General features: G+C 73.8%; 15 protein-coding genes and 1 pseudogene. 8 read left to right on the forward strand and 8 right to left on the reverse strand.

What is annotated here, in order from left to right; translation table 11 throughout:
- Nucleotides 1-11: 11 nt before the first annotated feature.
- Entirely contained in the window at nt 12-2,837 is a 2,826-nt protein-coding gene (locus ACIPLC_RS25215; RefSeq protein WP_400475337.1) for a BTAD domain-containing putative transcriptional regulator, read from the forward strand.
- 68 nt (nt 2,838-2,905) lie between these two features.
- Here the strand turns inward: ACIPLC_RS25215 and ACIPLC_RS25220 are convergent, their stop codons facing one another.
- From ACIPLC_RS25220 to ACIPLC_RS25230, 3 genes are read right to left on the reverse strand one after another with little or no spacing between them, the layout of a single operon-like run.
- Complete coding sequence (locus ACIPLC_RS25220) at nt 2,906-3,976, reverse strand: bile acid:sodium symporter family protein (RefSeq protein WP_400475283.1); 1,071 nt, start codon at nt 3,974-3,976, stop codon at nt 2,906-2,908.
- Nucleotides 3,973-4,275, reverse strand: a complete 303-nt coding sequence (locus ACIPLC_RS25225) for a hypothetical protein (protein WP_400475284.1) — start codon at nt 4,273-4,275, stop codon at nt 3,973-3,975. The genes ACIPLC_RS25220 and ACIPLC_RS25225 overlap by 4 nt, the downstream gene beginning before the upstream one ends.
- The gene (locus ACIPLC_RS25230) at nt 4,272-5,156 is read right to left on the reverse strand and encodes an oxaloacetate decarboxylase (RefSeq protein WP_400475285.1); all 885 of its coding nucleotides are present in this window, start codon (nt 5,154-5,156) and stop codon (nt 4,272-4,274) included. Before ACIPLC_RS25230 ends, ACIPLC_RS25225 begins: the two co-directional genes overlap by 4 nt.
- A 174-nt stretch (nt 5,157-5,330) precedes the next feature.
- On the opposite strand from ACIPLC_RS25230, the pseudogene ACIPLC_RS25235 reads away from it, so the two are divergent.
- Nucleotides 5,331-5,585: pseudogene (locus ACIPLC_RS25235) on the forward strand (hypothetical protein); the annotation flags it as partial.
- A 325-nt stretch (nt 5,586-5,910) separates the two neighbouring features.
- Here the strand turns inward: ACIPLC_RS25235 and ACIPLC_RS25240 are convergent.
- Nucleotides 5,911-6,780, reverse strand: coding sequence for a class I SAM-dependent methyltransferase (locus ACIPLC_RS25240; RefSeq protein WP_400475286.1), 870 nt, complete (start codon nt 6,778-6,780; stop codon nt 5,911-5,913).
- 207 nt (nt 6,781-6,987) lie between these two features.
- On the reverse strand, nt 6,988-7,515 hold the full coding sequence (locus tag ACIPLC_RS25245; RefSeq protein WP_400475287.1) for a PadR family transcriptional regulator: 528 nt from the start codon (nt 7,513-7,515) through the stop codon (nt 6,988-6,990).
- Nucleotides 7,516-7,844: 329 nt separating this feature from the next.
- Here ACIPLC_RS25245 and ACIPLC_RS25250 point away from each other — a divergent pair, with 329 nt between their 5' ends.
- Nucleotides 7,845-8,372, forward strand: a complete 528-nt coding sequence (locus ACIPLC_RS25250) for a DinB family protein (protein ID WP_400475288.1) — start codon at nt 7,845-7,847, stop codon at nt 8,370-8,372.
- A gap of 254 nt (nt 8,373-8,626) precedes the next feature.
- Here the strand turns inward: ACIPLC_RS25250 and ACIPLC_RS25255 are convergent, their stop codons facing one another.
- Complete coding sequence (locus ACIPLC_RS25255; RefSeq protein WP_400475289.1) at nt 8,627-8,806, reverse strand: antitoxin; 180 nt, start codon at nt 8,804-8,806, stop codon at nt 8,627-8,629.
- 294 nt (nt 8,807-9,100) lie between these two features.
- On the opposite strand from ACIPLC_RS25255, the gene ACIPLC_RS25260 reads away from it, so the two are divergent.
- The 4 genes from ACIPLC_RS25260 to thrS all read left to right on the forward strand — a co-directional run bounded on the left by ACIPLC_RS25260 (nt 9,101) and on the right by thrS (nt 14,654).
- On the forward strand, nt 9,101-10,600 hold the full coding sequence (locus tag ACIPLC_RS25260; RefSeq protein WP_400475338.1) for a M28 family peptidase: 1,500 nt from the start codon (nt 9,101-9,103) through the stop codon (nt 10,598-10,600).
- A gap of 280 nt (nt 10,601-10,880) precedes the next feature.
- Complete coding sequence (lpdA, locus tag ACIPLC_RS25265; protein ID WP_400475290.1) at nt 10,881-12,287, forward strand: dihydrolipoyl dehydrogenase; 1,407 nt, start codon at nt 10,881-10,883, stop codon at nt 12,285-12,287.
- A 147-nt stretch (nt 12,288-12,434) separates the two neighbouring features.
- Complete coding sequence (locus ACIPLC_RS25270) at nt 12,435-13,166, forward strand: leucine-rich repeat domain-containing protein (RefSeq protein ID WP_400475291.1); 732 nt, start codon at nt 12,435-12,437, stop codon at nt 13,164-13,166.
- Between the two features lie 228 nt (nt 13,167-13,394).
- Nucleotides 13,395-14,654, forward strand: coding sequence for a threonine--tRNA ligase (gene thrS / locus ACIPLC_RS25275; RefSeq protein ID WP_400475339.1), 1,260 nt, complete (start codon nt 13,395-13,397; stop codon nt 14,652-14,654).
- Nucleotides 14,655-14,775: 121 nt separating this feature from the next.
- Here thrS and ACIPLC_RS25280 read toward each other — a convergent pair whose 3' ends face one another.
- On the reverse strand, nt 14,776-15,186 hold the full coding sequence (locus ACIPLC_RS25280; RefSeq protein ID WP_400475292.1) for a VOC family protein: 411 nt from the start codon (nt 15,184-15,186) through the stop codon (nt 14,776-14,778).
- A gap of 100 nt (nt 15,187-15,286) precedes the next feature.
- On the opposite strand from ACIPLC_RS25280, the gene ACIPLC_RS25285 reads away from it, so the two are divergent.
- Nucleotides 15,287-15,760, forward strand: a complete 474-nt coding sequence (locus tag ACIPLC_RS25285) for a MarR family winged helix-turn-helix transcriptional regulator (protein ID WP_400475293.1) — start codon at nt 15,287-15,289, stop codon at nt 15,758-15,760.
- A 7-nt stretch (nt 15,761-15,767) separates the two neighbouring features.
- On the opposite strand, the gene ACIPLC_RS25290 is transcribed toward ACIPLC_RS25285, so the two are convergent.
- Nucleotides 15,768-16,376 (reverse strand): C40 family peptidase, encoded by a 609-nt coding sequence (locus tag ACIPLC_RS25290; RefSeq protein ID WP_400475294.1) that lies wholly within the window; start codon nt 16,374-16,376, stop codon nt 15,768-15,770.
- Nucleotides 16,377-16,539 lie beyond the last annotated feature (163 nt).

Raw genomic sequence — 16,539 nt, forward strand, 5'->3', positions numbered from 1 at the left:
TCACTGCGCAGGTGATCTGCAGTGGGGAGGCACCCTTGTTGGAATTCCGGCTGCTCGGACCCGTCGAAGTCCGGTGCAACGGGCAGTGTGTCGAGATCGGGCCACCGAAGCGTCGTACCTTGCTGGCGATGCTGCTCCTCGCCAACGACGCGCTGGTCACGAATGACCGCCTCACCCACGCCCTGTGGGGCCAGCAGCCGCCCAGGCACGCCAAGACCGTGATCCAGGGCCACGTCTCCCAACTTCGCCGGCTGCTGCCCCCCGAGGAGCCGATCACCATCGCCACCGCCTGCGACGGCTACCTCCTCCAGGCGCCGGCCGACCGCATCGACGGCGAGCGGTTCCGCGCCGCCGTCGCCGAAGCGCGCACCGGCGACGGCGCACCGAGCGGGATCCCGTCGCTGCGCAAGGCCCTCGCGCTCTGGCGCGGCCCGGCGCTCGCCGGACTCTGCGACACGCCCCTGGTCGCCGCCGCAGCAGCGGAGTTGGAGGAGACGAGGCTCGGCGCGGTGGAGGAACTCGGCCTCGCGCTGACCGTCGGCCGGCGCGCCGAGGAGGCCGTCGCGGTGCTGCGCGGCCCGGCGGACCGGCATCCGCTGCGCGAATCCCTGGTGGCGCTCCTGCTCGACGCCCTGCTGGCGACGAACCGGCAGGCCGAGGCCATCGAGCTCTACCACCGAACGGCCCGACTGCTCGGTGACGAACTGGGCGTCGACCCCGGCCCCGCGATGGTCGAGGCCTACGACCGGATCCTCAGCCCGCCGCGTGTCGTACGCGCCGCACGCGCCGCACGCCGATGGGAGGAAACGCTCCGGCCCGGGGACGCTCACCGGCCCGGGGACGCTCATGGACAGGAGGGCGCGCACCGCAGGGACGGTAGCCACCGCCAGAAGGACGCGCACCGCCAGACGGACGCGTACCGCGGCGCGGGGCAGCCGGGCGCGAACGACCTGCGGCGACCGCTCCTCCTGCCCCGCCGACCGGCCGGCTTCACCGGCCGGGCGCGCGAACTCGCCGCCCTCCACGCGGCCGTGCGGTACACCGCACACGACTCGCCCATCTGCCTGGTCACCGGGCCCGCCGGGATCGGCAAGAGCGCGCTGGTGGCTCACTGGGCCCAACAGACCGCGGCCGACTTCCCGGACGGCGTGCTCTTCGCCCGGCTCGGCGGCTTCATCGACACCGCCCCGGCCGCCGACCCGGCCTTCGTCATCCGGGACTTCCTCGGCGCGCTCGGCATCCAGCCCGACGACATCCCGCAGAACACCGCCGCAGCCGAGGCGCTCTACCGCTCGCTGCTCCGGAACCGCCGCCTCCTGGTCATCCTCGACGACGCGCTGAGTTACGACCAGGTGCGCCCGCTGCTGCCCGGAGCCCCCGGCTGCGCCACGGTCGTCACCAGCCGCAACCGCCTGGAGAGCCTGATCGCCGGCGACTGCGCCCGCCCGCTGCTGCTGGACCGGCTCGGGCCGGGGGAGGGCGAGGCGCTGTTCGCCCGCATCCTCGGCCCGGACCGGGTCGGGGCGGAGCCGGACGCCGCCGGGCACCTGGTGCGGCTGTGCGACGGGCTGCCGCTGGCCCTGCGGCTGGCGGCGGCCCGGCTGGCGGTGCGGCCCGAGCGCTCGCTCGGCGACGCGGTCGAGGAACTCCGCGACGGGCAGCGGCGGATCTCGTTCCTCGCGGTGGACGGCATCGACTTCGCCTCCGTCCTGCGGGTCAGCGTCGACCACCTCCCGCCGGACGCGGTCGCCGTCCTCCGGCTGCTGGCCCACCACTTCGGCCCCGACATCGACGTGGCGGCGGTCGCCGCGCTGGCGGGCGACAGCCCCGCCGACAGCCGCGCGGTGCTGGAACGCCTCGTCGCCGCCAACCTGGTGGAGGAACGGGGACACGACCGCTACGCCCTGCACGGACTCATCCGGCTGTTCGCCCGCTCGCTCGGCCCCGCCCCCGGGGGCGACCGCCTCCTCCCGCTCCTCGACCACTACCTGTACGCCGCGCTGGCCGCCGCGACCGCGGCGGTGGCGGGCAGCCAACCCTGCTGCCGGCTCCCGGAGGACTTCCGGACACCGGTGTCGACGCCCGCCTTCGCCGACCGGGAGGAGGCCATGGCCTGGTACGCCAGGGAACGGCGCAACCTCGTCGCCGCCACCGCGGTGGCCGCCGCCGGCCGTCACCACGACCGGGCGTGGCGACTCGCCCTGCTGTTGTGGCCCCTGGTCGTCCAGCAGCCCGGAGCCGACTGGGAGGCTCCGCTCGGCCACGCCCTCGGCTCCGCCGTCGAACTGGCCGACGCCGACGCGGAGTCCCGTGTCAGGAACCTGCTCGGCTGGGTCCTCGGACAGAACGGCCGGTACGAGGAGGCCATGCCGCACCTGCTGCGTGCACCCGTGCTGGCGCGGTGCGCCGACGACACCGAGGGCGAGGCGATCGCCACCGCCAACCTGGCCCAGGCCCGGGAGGCACTCGGCGACACGAACCTGGCCGGCCTCGGCTACGAGCGGGCCGCGCAGCTCGCCCGCAGGGCCGGCAGCCCGCAGACCGAGATGCTGACGACCTACCACCTGGCCCGGTACCACCTGCTGAACGAGCGCCCGGCGGAGGCGCTCGCCCTCGCGCGGAACGCGCTCGACCTCGCCCCGGAGGACCAGGTCGTCGCGCGCCGCGCGATGCTCCTGGACATCTGCGGGAGGGCCCTGTCGACCCTGGACCGCAACGGTGAGGCGTGGCACCACTTCGATCGCGCGGGCCGGCTCGCGGAACAGGACGGCTTCACCGCCGACGCGGCCGACTACTACGCCCGCGCCGCCGCGGTGCGGACCTACGGGAACGGGTAGCGGCCGCCGGCCCCGGTGTCCGGCGGGACACCGCGGCCGGGTGCCGCCGCCCGGCCCCAGGCGCTGGGTCACCCGGGAACGGGCGGCCCGCCCGGCCCCGTGAGCGCGGCCGGTACCCGGTCGGCGGACGGGGCCTGCCCGGCGGCCGTGGCGGCCGGTGCGCGGGCCCAGCGGCCGGCGAGCACGGTGCCGGCCACCAGCTGGAGCTGGTGATAGGCCATCAACGGCAGGACCAGTAGCCCGGCCTGGGGTCCGAAGAGCACGGTGGCCATCGGCAGGCCGTTCGCCAGGCTCTTCTGTGAGCCGCACAGCACCGCCGCGATGGTGGCCGACCGGTCGAGCCCCAGCAACCGTGCGCCGATCCCGGTGGCCGCGAGCGCGGCGGCCAGCAGGGCGAGCAGCACCGCGAGCAGGCCGAGCAGGGCGCCCGGGGTGACCAGGCCCCAACTGCCCTGGGCCATCGCCGCGCTGAACGCGGTGTAGACGACGAGCAGGATCGAGCCCCGGTCCACCGGTGTCAGCACCCGTTTGTGCCGGGTGAGGAAGGCGCCTATCCACGGCCGCAGCACCTGTCCGAGCAGGAACGGCGCGAGCAACTGGGCCCCGATCCGCAGCAGCCCCTCGGCCGACAGCGCGGTGCGTACGTCCAGGAGCCAGGCCGCCAGCAGTGGGGTCAGCAGCAGCCCGGCCAGGCTGGAGTACGTCCCGGCGCAGATCGCCGCCGGGACGTTGCCCCCGGCGGCGCCGGTCAGCGCCACCGAGGACTGCACCGTCGACGGGAGCAGACAGAGGAACAGCACCCCGGTCTGCAACTGCCCGTTGAGTGGGACGGGTGTGAGCAACGCGGTGGCCACCCCGAGCAACGGGAAGAGGCCGAAGGTGGCGGCCAGCACCAGCCCGTGCAGTCGCAGGTGGCGCAGCCCGGCCAGCGTCTCGCGGGCGGAGAGCCGGGCGCCGTAGAGGAAGAACAGCAGCGCCACCGCCAGGTTGCAGGCCACTGAGGCCACCCGCGCCGAGCCCCCGGAGGCCGGGAACAGGGCGGCCAGGCCGACCGCCCCGGCGAGCGCGGCCAGGTACGGGTCGAGCCGGCGCGGCCACAGCCCGCGCCACCGGCCCCGGCGGGCGGTGCCGTCGGTCATCGGCCACCCCCGACCGCCGCCCCGCCCGGGCCGGACCCGAGCAGGCCGCCCACCAGGGACCCGGCGCCGTCGTGGTCGCTGCCCGCCGAGCCGCTGCCGTTCTGGACGTTGGCCGTGCGGTCGATCTCCACCCAGGAGTCGGCGTTGGAGTTGTCGACGAGCGTGACCAGCCCCCCGCCCGCCGCCGCGGGCGCCGCCGCGCCCGCGAGCAGGCCACAGGCCCCGGCCAGCCCCAGCGCGGTGGCCCGCAGGACGGCCGCCGCCGAGGGCGGGGCGGGACCGCGCAGCCCGGCCGTCACACCGTCACCCCCGCGAGCGGGCGGGAGCGTGCGATGTTCCGCTCCAGCAGTTCGGTGGACTCCCGCACGCCGATCTGCCGGCTCTCCCCGGCGCCGGCCGGCAGCCGCCCGTCGGCCACCTTCAGCCCGGCCAGCGCCTCGTCCATCGCCCGGTGGGCCGCGAACAGGCAGGGCGTGCTGTAGATCGCGACGTCCACCCCCAGCTCGGTCAGCTCGGAGAGCGACAGCCGGGGGGACTTGCCGCCCGCGATCTGGTTGAACAGCAGCGGCTTGTCGCCGACGACCCCTCGGATCCGCCGGATCCACTCCTCGCTGCGCACCCCGTCGACCAGCACCACGTCGGCGTCGGTGGCGGCGAGCGCCCGGGCGCGGCGCAGGATGTCCTCCTCCTCGGTGGCGTCGGTGCGGGCGACCACCAGGAGATCCGTCCGGTTGGCGAGGACGAGCTCCAGCTTCTCCAGGTACTCCTCCAGCGGGAGGACCTGCTTGCCGTCGGCGTGGCCGCAGCGGCGCGGCCGTTTCTGGTCCTCCAGGATGACGCCGGACGCGCCGATGCGTTCGAGCCTGCGCACGACGTGGCAGGCGACCTCCGGATCGACGTAGCCGTCGTCGATGTCGACCAGGAGATGGTGCTGGGGGAAGGCGCCGCGCAGCCGTTCGACGAAGCCCACCATGTCCGGCCAGGCGATGAACCCGATGTCGGGCAGGCCGTAGTAGGAGGCGGCGAAGCCGAATCCGGAGACGAACATGCCGTTGTAGTGCTCGGCCGCGATGGAGGCCGAGTACATGTCGTAGACGCCGATGAGGGGCGTGGCCCCCGGGCTCGCGATCTCCTCGCGGAGCCGCTGCCCGTGGCCAGACGCCGTGATTCCGTGGAACAAGGCCTTCTCCTCACTCGCGATGACTTTGCCTGATCTTGGTCTTCCCTAGACCTAACTGAGGTGTCATCACTATGTGGCCTTTAACGTTCCGTGGGCAAATCTTTAAAGGAGATTCACTCATTCGAGTGAGGCAAGGAATTGAAAATATGCCAGTCATATGAAAAGGGTGGTGGCGTGGGCAATCCACGCCACCGCCGCGACCCGGTCGGGCCCGAGGGCTGGGTCCCGGGTCCGGGGCCCAGTGGTTCAGCCGCCGGCGACCGGTGTGCGGGCCCGGCGCACCGTCACCCGCGCCCGGCAGCCGGCCGGTCCGTCGGACCGTCGGGCGTCAGCAGGTGCACGGCCGCCCGGATCGGGTCCGAGGGGCCGCGGGGTGCGGCGAACACCGGTACGGCGAACACCGGTACGGCGAACACCGGTACGGCGAACACCGGTACGGCGAACACCGGTACGGCGAACACCGGTGCGGCGAGCAGTGGCGCGCCGCCGCGCAGCCGTTCGGCGGCCGCCGCGGTGTCGGCGACCTCGTGGGCTCGGTCGTGGCCGTGGGACTCGGGGTGGAGGGGGGCGGACCAGTCCAGGGCTGGGGCGGTGAAGGTGTTCTGGCGGACGGTCATGCGAGGCTCCGACGGTGCGAAGCGTGCTGCCCGGGCGGCGCTCGGCCTCCGGAGCGGTGGACCGAAGAAGGTCGGCCCCCAGTGGCGAGGAGGCGGGCGGGGCCGACCGTGGGGGAGTGCGGGCGGGCGTCGGTGTGTCAGGACGCCGGAACCGGGCGGACGGCGCGGCGCTCGCGCAGCGTCCGGAGCACCCGGCGGGTCGCCCGGGTGGCGACCGGCGGCAGCAGGTCCAGGGCCAGCCGGCGCGAGGTGGACTGCTGCACGGGGGCCTTGACCTGGTAGTTGAGCCGAAGCACCTGCTCCCCGGCGATGGTGTCGTCGTCCGCCGTGTAGCCCTCGGCCCGCCAGTCGCGGCCGAGCAGGACCTGGCGGACGGCCGCGGCGTCGCCCCAGGTGCCGTAGAACTTCATCGGGGTGAGCAGCACCGGCCGCAGGCCGCCGGTGAAGACCGCCTCCCAGACCGCCGCCGACACGCCGGGGGTGTGCTCCGAGCGGTAGTCGTCCAGCGCGACGACGCCGTTCTCGGTCAGCGCCGCCTTGGTCACCGCGATGTCCCCGGCGACCTGCTCGTACAGGTGGGAGGCGTCGACGTGGACGAACCGGCAGCTCCCGGCCGGGATCCGGCCGTCGGCCAGCACCGAGGTGGGCGCCTGCACGATCTCCGGCAACTCACTGTGGAAGGCGAGGTAGTTGGCCTCGAAGGCGCTCCGGGTGAGGGTCTTGCGGTAGGACATCGCCATCTCGGCGGCGTTGTCCGCGTCGCCCGCCTCGGAGTCGAACAGGTCGCAGACGGTCAGTCGCTCGCCGGTCTGGAGGTGGTCGCCGAGCAGGACGGCGCTGCGACCGAGGTAGCTGCCGAGTTCGAGGATGTCGCCGGTGTCGCCCGCCGTGGTCTGGGCCGCCAGCAGGTGGCCGAAGGCCGCCCGGTCGAGACGGAAGAACCAGCCGGGGATGTCGTCCCGGGTCAGTGGCGCGGGGCGGGCGGCTGCGGTCTCGGCGGTGGGCACGGCGGCCTCCAGGAGGGCGGGCGGGGCGCGGTGGCGGGTTCACGCCGCGGAGGGGACGCCGTGGACGTGAGGCCGATCATCATAGCGACGCGGGAGCCGGCTGGGAGCCGGTTCGGGACGGCGCCGTTGCGCGCGTTGAGGCTGCTGCGGGAAGACGCGCGCCCGGTCCTGTCCGCCCGATCTCGGCCCGCCGAGATCGACCGGGACCTAGCCGTCCAGCTCGGCGATGGTCTCCACCAGCCAGGCCCGCTCGGCCGCCGTGGCGGCCCGGGCGACCAGCAGCATGCCGCGCCGGAAGGGGTTCGGCTCCAGCTCGGCGGTGACCGGGCGGCCCTCGCCGTCGTGGAAGAAGCTGCTCGGCTCGTCCAGGAACGCCAGCCGGCGTCGGAGTACGGCCGCCTGTCCGGGCGGGTCGGCGAGGTGGTGCAGGAAGGCGGCGTGTGCGAAGAACCGGATCTGGTCCGTGATCTCGGCCTGCTCCGGGTCGGCCAGCCGGCGCCGCAGCTCGGCCCGGCCCTCCTCGGTGAGCTCCAGCGTCTGGCGCGGTGCGGCCCCGATGCCCGGTTCGGCGCGGCGGCGCAGCAGTCCGGCCTTCTCCAGCCGGGCGATGGCGGGGTAGAGCGCGCCGTCGCTGACCGGCCGGACGTGGCCGGTGAGGCCGGTGATCCGGGACTTGAGCTGGTAGCCGTGCAGCGGCTGGTCGTACAGGAAGCCGAGGATCGCGAGGGTCAACACGGTCGAAGCCCTTTCGTCGGAGTGCGCCCTGTGGCGCGCCCATGCTACCTCTTGTCGAGGTGCCTCGATAAGAGGCATCTCTATTCGAGGCTTGCCGTGGGACTCGACGCGGGGCCGGTCCGGGCGCGTCCGCGGGGCACGCCCACGCATCACCCCGACGCGGATCACCCTGGTCGCGGGCTTGCCGACCGCTGGTGCTCTCCGTGCTGTTCGGCCCGGGCGCCCAACTCGCCGCCTCCGCAGCCCTGTCGGGGCCGCTCGGGGCGACCGGGCCCTGAAACCGGTCGGATGATCGACTCCGATCGCCTGACTGTGTCACAGTGGAGGCCATGGGACCGACACTTGACGGGCGGCCGCTCCCGCCCCCGCACGCAGACGAACGCGCCATGCTGGAAGGCTGGTTGGAGTTCCACCGGACGACTCTCGTGCAGAAGGTCAGCGGGCTCGACGACCGGCAGGTCCGGCTGGCGGCCGTCCCGCCGTCGACGATGACGCTGCTCGGCCTGGTCCAGCACCTCGCCGAGGTCGAACGCAACTGGTACCAGCGGGTGTTGGCGGGCCGGGACGCGTCGCCGCTGTACGGCGCGGACGGCGAGGGCGGCTACGCGCTCACCCCGGACCGGGGGATGCCCGAGGCGCTGGCCGACTGGCGGGCCGAGGTCGAGCAGGGGCGCGAACTGACCGTCGCGGCGGCGCTGGAGGACACCGGGCGCCTCTCCGAGCGGGCGGCGGCCGTGTTCGGTTCGGAGACCGTCTCGCTGCGCTGGATCCTGGTGCACCTGATCGAGGAGTACGCCCGCCACAACGGCCACGCGGACCTGCTCCGGGAGAGCATCGACGGCCTCACGGGCGTGTGACGGCCCCCTGGGGGAGAGCCCCGGGCCGAGGTGGGCGTCCGGAGCGGCGCGCAGCAGCGGTTCGACGTCCTCGCCGCCGGTGATCAGCCGAAGGCTGCCCCAGGCGTGCCACTGGGCTGCGCCCCGGAGCGGCCCCGGCCTGGAGCAGCCCGGCCCCGGCCTGGAGCAGCCCGGCCCCGGCCCGGAACAGCCGGGCCCCGGTCCGGCCGGGCGGGCCGGACCGGGGCCGCAGGCGTACGGCGGGGTTCGGGCTGCTACTGCTGCGGCGGCTGGTCGCGGAACTGGTTCTTCACCTGCTCCTGGGCGGAGTCCACCTGGCTGCTGTACTTGCCCTGGGTGCGCTCGTCGACGGCGTCCCCCGCCTTGTCGACGGCCTTCTCGGCCTGGTCCTCGTGGCCCTTCAGCAGGCCCTTGAGCTTATCCAACATGGACATCTGGTCACGCTCCTGGAAGAGACGGCCCCACCCCTCCAGGATCACCGTCTCCGCCGCCGTCCGCATCCCGCGGCCGCGCGGCGGGCTTGGCAACGTGATGCCGGTCATGTCAAATCGGGAGTTCACGGACCGCCGGAAGGAGTCGCCTTGAAGCCACGAGCCCGCCGCCTGATCTCCCAGTCCCTCCGCCCGACCAGCCTGCTCGACCGTTCCATCCCGATACCGCACCAGCACCAGCACCAGCACCGGGACCAGCGTCCGCGCACCGCCACCGTCCGGAGCGCGGGCGCCGCACTGACCGTCGCCGCCCTGGTCGCCCCGCTGCTGCTGGCCGGGGCCGGCGGTGCGGCCGCCGACCCGGACCCGGCGCGCAGAGGCGAGAAACTCGCCGCGAGACTGGTCGAGGCCGCCGACGCCGAGAGCGCCCACGACACCCTGGCCGTGCTCCAGCGGATCGCCGACCGCAACGGCGGTACCCGGGTGGCCGGTTCGAAGGGGCACGACGAGTCCGCGCGCTACGTCTACGAGCAGGCCCGTCGGGCCGGGCTGAAGGTGTCCCGGCAGGACTTCGAGTACACCTTCTTCGAGGCCCGTTCGGCGCGGCTACAGGTGCTGTCCCCGCAGGCCGAGACCGTCCCGCTGATCGCCATGACGTACTCGCCCGGCGGCCCGGACGCCGGCCTGGACGCGGACCTGGGGGTCCTTCCGGTCGGAGCCACCACCGGGTGCGCGCCCACCGACTACCCGGCCGGTGTGTTCACCGGCCGGATCGCGCTGATCCAGCGCGGCGGCTGCGGCTTCGCCGCCAAGCAGGCCGCGGCCGCGACGGCCGGCGCGGTGGGCGCGATCATCTACAACAACACCGACGGTGACCTCAACGGCACCCTCGGGGACCCTGCGGCCGGAAGGATCCCCGTCGGCGGGATCACCCGGGCCGCCGGGGAGGCGCTGGCCGCGAAGGCCGCCGCCGGCCAGGTCCGGCTGAACCTCGACATCCGCACCTTCATGGAGCCGCGCAAGACCTGGAACGTCATCGCCGAGACCCGGGGCGGCGACCCGGCCGACACCGTGATGGTCGGGGCGCACCTGGACTCGGTCGCGGCCGGGCCCGGCATCAACGACAACGGCTCCGGTGCGGCGGGCATCCTGGAGGTCGCGCGCAACCTGAGCGTCCACCCGGTGAAGAACAAGGTCAGGTTCGCCTGGTGGTCCGCCGAGGAGTTCGGCCTCAAGGGCTCGGAGGCGTACGTGAAGTCGCTCTCCGAGGCGGACCGGGCGAAGGTCAGGCTCTACCTCAACTTCGACATGATCGCCTCTCCCAACTACGCGCAGTTCGTCTACGACGGCTCGGGCAGCACCGGCGGCGGCGCCGGCCCCGAGGGCTCGGCGCAGATCGAGCGGGACCTCACCGGCTACCTGGACGGCCGGGGCCTGCCGCACGAGCCGACGGCCTTCGACGGCCGCTCCGACTACGGCCCGTTCATCGACGCGGGCATCCCGGCCGGCGGCACCGACACCGGCGCCGAGGTGATCAAGTCACCGGCGCAGGAGGACCGTTACGGCGGCACGGCGGGCGTGGCCTTCGACGCCTGCTACCACAAGGCCTGCGACGGCCTGAAGAACATCGACATGGACGCCTTCGACGTCAACATCGACGTGATCGCCCATGCCGTCGGCACCTACGCCTGGGACCTCTCCTCGCTGAAGCGGCCCGTGCCGCCGCAGCACCCCGCCGGCCAGGCGGGTGGTGGCGGCGGTATGAGCGGGGGCCATGCCCACGAGGTGACGGCCTGACGCCCGGGTGGGCCCGCTGCCGTCCTCGGGCGGCGGGCCCACCCGCCCCGACCACCGGCTCCGCCGCGCTCGTCCGCCATCCGGCGCCTCCCTCCCGGTCGCACCCGCGGACCCCACCCCGGATCCCCGGACCCCACCCCGGATCCCCGGACCCGGCCCCGAGCCCGGTACGGTGCCGCGCGGAGCGCATCCGCCGAGACCCGGTGGGTGCGTCGAACCCGGTCCTGACACCATGGGACCGAGATCACGAGACCGTGACACCCCCGGAGGAGTCAGCAAGATGAGCACGCACTACGACGTCGTCGTCCTCGGCGCCGGCCCCGGCGGCTACACCGCCGCCGTCCGCTCCGCTCAGCTCGGCCTGAAGACCGCCGTCATCGAGGCCAAGTACTGGGGCGGCGTCTGCCTGAACGTCGGCTGCATCCCCTCCAAGGCCCTGCTGCGCAACGCCGAGCTCGCCCACATCTTCACCAAGGAGGCCAAGACCTTCGGCATCAAGGTCGAGGGCCAGGTGACCTTCGACTTCGGCGAGGCCTTCCGCCGCAGCCGCTCGGTGGCCGACGGCCGGGTCAAGGGCGTCCACTACCTGATGAAGAAGAACGGCATCACCGAGTACGACGGCTGGGGCACCTTCGTCGACGACCGCACCCTCCAGGTCGCGCTCAGCGGCGGCGGCTTCGACGTCGTCACCTTCGACCACTGCGTCATCGCCGCCGGCGCCACCACCCGGCTGCTGCCCGGCACCAGCCTGAGCGACCGCGTGGTCACCTACGAGGAGCAGATCCTCACCGAGCAGCTGCCGGAGAGCATCATCATCGCGGGCGCCGGCGCGATCGGCGTCGAGTTCGCGTACGTGCTGCACAACTACGGCGTGAAGGTCACCATCGTCGAGTTCCTGGACCGCATGGTGCCGCTGGAGGACGTCGAGGTCTCCACCGAACTGGCCAAGCAGTACCGCAAGCTCGGCATCGAGGTGCTCACCTCCACCCGGGTCGAGTCGATCGACGACAGCGACCCGAACGCCAAGGTCAAGGTCACCGTCACCAGGGACGGCCGGCAGCAGGTGCTGGAGGCCGACAAGGTGCTCCAGGCGATCGGCTTCGCGCCGCGCGTCAACGGCTACGGCCTGGAGAACACCGGCGTGAAGCTGACCGACCGCGGCGCCATCGCGGTGGACGGCCGCGGCCGCACCAGCGCCGGGCACATCTTCGCGATCGGCGACGTGACGGCCAAACTGATGCTCGCCCACGCCGCCGAGACGATGGCCGTGATCGCCGCCGAGACCATCGGCGGGGCGGAGACCATGGAGGTCGACTTCGCCATGGTCCCGCGCGCCACCTTCTGCCAGCCGCAGATCGCCTCCTTCGGCTACACCGAGGCGCAGGCCCGCGAGCTGGGCCACGACGTCAAGGTCGCCAAGTTCCCGTTCACCGCCAACGGCAAGGCGCACGGCCTCGGCCACCCGGTCGGCTTCGTCAAGGTCATCAGCGACGCCGAGTACGGCGAGCTGCTCGGCGCCCACCTGATCGGCCCCGAGGTCACCGAGTTGCTGCCCGAGCTGACCCTGGCCCAGCAGTGGGACCTCACCGTCCACGAGGTCGCCCGCAACGTGCACGCCCACCCCACCCTCGGCGAGGCGGTCAAGGAGGCCATCCACGGCCTCGCCGGCCACATGATCAACATGTGACGCACACCGCATGGCGGCGGGGCCCGCCCGACCTCCGGGGCGGGCCCCGCCGTTCTCCGACGGACCCGGCCCCGGTTCCGACGGCGGAGTCGCCCCGACCGCCCGTCGGGAGCGGGCGTGCGGGCGTGCGGGCGTGCGGGCGAGAGGATGACGGGCGTGACAGACGTGACGCTGAACCTCTGGCGCCGGCCCCTCGGCGCGGTGCCAGCCGAGGTGTGGAACCGGACCGACCTGACCGTGCTCATCCTCGCCGAGACCGACCTGACCGAACTGCCGCCCGAGGTGGGCAGGTTGCGGCGGCTGCGCACCCTCGACCTCGGACACAACCGGCTCACCGGCGTGCCCGCCGAACTGGGCGAGCTCACCGGGCTCGGCGACTTCCTCTACCTGCACGACAACGCGCTGACCGCGCTGCCGGCCGCGCTCGGCCGCCTCACCGCGCTGCGCTACCTCAACATCGGCGACAACCGGCTCACCGAACTCCCCTCCACCATCGGCGAGATGACCGCCCTGGTCGAGCTGCGCGCCCAGCGCAACCGGCTCACGACGCTGCCCGACCGCTTCGGTGAACTGACCGCCCTGCGCGAACTCTGGCTCTGTGGGAACGACTTGGCGGCCCTGCCGGACACCTTCGGCGGGCTCACCGCCCTGCGCGAACTCGAACTGCGGGACAACGCGCTCGCCGAGGTCCCGCCGGTGCTCGCCGGGCTGCCGCTGCTGCGCCGGCTCGACCTGCGGGGCAACCGGATCACCGAACTGCCGCACTGGCTGGCCGAACTGCCCGCGCTGGAGAAGCTGGACCTGCGGTGGAACGAGGTGCACCCCTCGCCGCGGCTGCTCGACGCGCTGGGCGCGCGCGGCTGCGCCGTCCTGTTCTGAGCGGCCCGGACAAAGATCACCACGACGGCCGGGGCCCTGTTATCGTGGATCGCATGAAGCGCGCTGCACTCGCCACGACGACGCCGGAGAGAGTCCCGGCGCGCTGACTGCTGACCTAGTCCGAAGCCCCGGGGCGAGTGCCCCGGGGCTTCGCCGTTTCCGGACCACTCGCCCGCCGACCCGAGTGGAGACCACCCCATGCACGACCACCCCGTGCCCGCCCACCCCATGCACGACCACCGCAAGCTCGGCCGCGAACTCGACCTGTTCGACACCGACCCGCTGATGGGCTCCGGCCTGCCCTACTGGCTGCCCGACGGCGCCGCGATCCGGCACACCCTGGAGGAGTTCATCCGCGAGCGCGAGCGCCGGGCCGGCTACCGCCACGTGTACTCGCCGGTGCTCGGCAAACGCGAACTGTACGAGATCTCCGGCCACTGGGCGCACTACCGCGAGGACATGTTCCCACCCATGGAACTGGGCTCGGAGGAGATGGTGCTCCGGCCGAGCCTCTGCCCGCACCACGCCCTGATCTACCGCTCCCGCCCCCGCAGCTACCGGGAACTACCACTGCGGATGGCCGAGTTGGGCGGCATGTACCGCTCCGAGCTGTCCGGCGTGCTGGGCGGGCTGACCAGGGTGCGGGCGATCCAGCTGAACGACGCGCACGTGTTCTGCACCCCGGAGCAGGCCGCCGACGAGGCCGTCGCCGCACTGGAGCTGATCCGCGCGGCACACCGCGCGCTCGGCGTCGAACCGGTCCGCTACCGGCTCTCGCTGCCCGGCGCGGGCGGCAAGTACGTGGCGGACCAGGCCCTCTGGGAACGGGCCACCGCGCTGCTCACCGACGTGCTGGAACGCTCCGGCGTGCCGTTCGAGGCCGCGGAGGGCGAGGCCGCCTTCTACGGGCCGAAGATCGACGTGCAGATCGCCGACGGCGCCGGGCGCGAGTTCACCCTCTCCACCGTGCAGATCGACTTCCACCAGCCCGAGCGGTTCGGCCTGCACTACATCGGCCCGGACGGCGCGAAACACCGGCCGGTGATGGTCCACCGCAGCGTGATCGGCAGCGTGGAGCGGGTGGTCGCCCACCTCATCGAGCTCTACGGCGGCGCGTTCCCGGCCTGGCTGGCCCCGGCACAGGTGGTCCTGCTGCCGGTCTCCCAGGGCGAACTGCCGCAGGCCGAGCGGCTCCGGCAGCGCTGCCTCGACCTCGGGCTGCGCGCCGAGGTCGCCGGGCCCGAACACGGCAGCCTGGGCGCCCGGATCCGGGCGGCGCGGCTGGTGCCGTACCAGGCCGTGATCGGGGCCGAGGAGGCCGTGGACGACCGGGTCGCGCTGCGGCTGCGTGACGGCCGCAGGCTCGAACCGCTGCCCGCGGAGGAGGCCTGGGCCAGGATCGGCGCACTGGTGGCGGCGTGCAGCGCCGACCTCTGGGCGGACGACCCCGCGCTGACCGACCCCGCGCTGACCGACCCCGCGCGCTGAGCGGGTCGGCCGGAGCCGCAACCAGGAGGCATCCGTACGACGGGTGCGGTTCGCGGCGTGTCGGCCGGACCGGGGGAGGCGGCCGCCCGGCGGCTCCGATCGGGGCCGCCGGCCGGGCCGGTCAGTAGGACTGGAGCTCGATCAGGTGGCCGTCCGGGTCCCGCAGGTGGGCGCTGCGCAGGTTCGGGCCCCACGCGGGGCGGTCGGCCGGGCCGACGACCGGGGTGCCGCCGTGGCGCAGGCAGAGGGCGAACGCGTCGTCCACGGAGGCCACCCGGAGGACCAGCATCGCGCCGTCCTGGGCGGGGGCGGTCGGGCGTTCGGGCAGGCCGGCGGTGCCCAGGGCCGAAGCCATCGCGGCGCGGTCGTAGAGCACGAGGACGGCCTGCTCGTCGACGTCCCAGTTGGCGTAGGGGCCGTCTGGGGTGCCCTTGACCAGGGCGGCGCCGGTGAGCGGCGGCAGGACCGCCCGGTAGAACCCGAAGCACTCGGCGAAACGGGTGACGAGCAGGCGGGGGTACAGGGCGTCCACGGTCGAAGCTCCCGGGCTCGAAATCCAGCGGGTCGGATATTGGTGGGCCGAATATTAGTGGGTCAACACCCACTATAGGGGTGAACCCTAGACTGGCGCCATGGCCTCCGAACCCCCGCTCCCCGCCCCCTCCCTGCCGCCGACCCTGCTCGACCTCAGCACCTACCTGCTCTCCCGGATCGGCCGGACCGCGCGGGGCCGCCTCGCCGAGCAGCTCGCCGAACACGGCCTCCGGCTCTGGGACATGGCCGTGCTGGCCGCACTCGCCGACTTCGGGCCGCACGCCCAGCGGGACCTGGTCCAGCGGCTGGGCGTCGACCCGAGCGACCTGGCCAAGGTCGCGGACCAGCTGGCCGCCGCCGGGTACGTCGAGCGCATCCGGGACCAGGCCGACCGGCGGCGGGTCTCGGTGTCGGTCACCGCCGCCGGTCGGGCGCTGCTCGCGGAGCTGGACACCCGGGCGCGCGCGGTGCAGGACGAGGTGCTGGCACCGCTGGACGCGCGGGAACGCCAACTGCTGCACGGCCTGCTGGTGCGCGTCCACCAGGGGCTGGGGGAGCGGCGCGGCCCCTGACGACCGCTCAGGCGACCGGCCCGGGGCGGCGGGCACCGGCGAACTCGCCGGCCCAGCGCGGGACGTCGAGGACGTGCTCGACCCGGGCGACCAGCGTCCCGGTGCGCTCGGCGTGGATCATCGCGCCGTCGCCGACGTGGATCCCGACGTGGTGCAGCGTCGCGTCCGGGCGGGAGAAGAACAGCAGGTCGCCCGGGGCGAGGGCGTCGCGCTCCACCGGGGAGCTGCGGTGGAACTGGGCGACGGTGTAGTGCCCGAGCTCGACCGTGCCGTGGCTGGCCCGGTACCAGCAGTAGAGGGACAGGCCGCTGCAGTCGAACCCGACCGTGCTCTCGCCCAGGCAGGCGCCGTCGAGGTAGCCGTTCTCGTCGTCGCAGAAGCCGAGGCCCGCCCCCAGTCGGTCGCCGCCGCCCCAGGCGTACGGCACGCCGAGCTGGGCGGCGGCCACCTCGGCGACCCGCCGGCCCAGGGCGGCGGACGCGACCGCCGGGCTCGCGGCCCAGGCGGTCGCGGTCGCGGCGAGGGCCGGGGCGAGACCCGCCCCGAGTGCCAGGCCCAGCATCCGGCGCCGGCGGACCCCGGAGGCCTCGTCGCGGTACGGCGGTCGGGGTTCCATGGGTGACCTCCTGGTGTCGGCGCGGCGTCGACGCGTTCGGGTGGCGGGCACCAGGATTCCGGCCGGGTGGGTCGGCCCGCCATCACCCGCAACGGTGAATCGTGGAGGCACCGGGCCTGCGACGGAGGGGAAAGCACTGGTAAATGGTTTGACGGTTGTTCAG

The sequence above is a fragment of the Kitasatospora sp. NPDC086801 genome (genome assembly GCF_044745805.1).
Taxonomy (GTDB): domain Bacteria; phylum Actinomycetota; class Actinomycetes; order Streptomycetales; family Streptomycetaceae; genus Kitasatospora.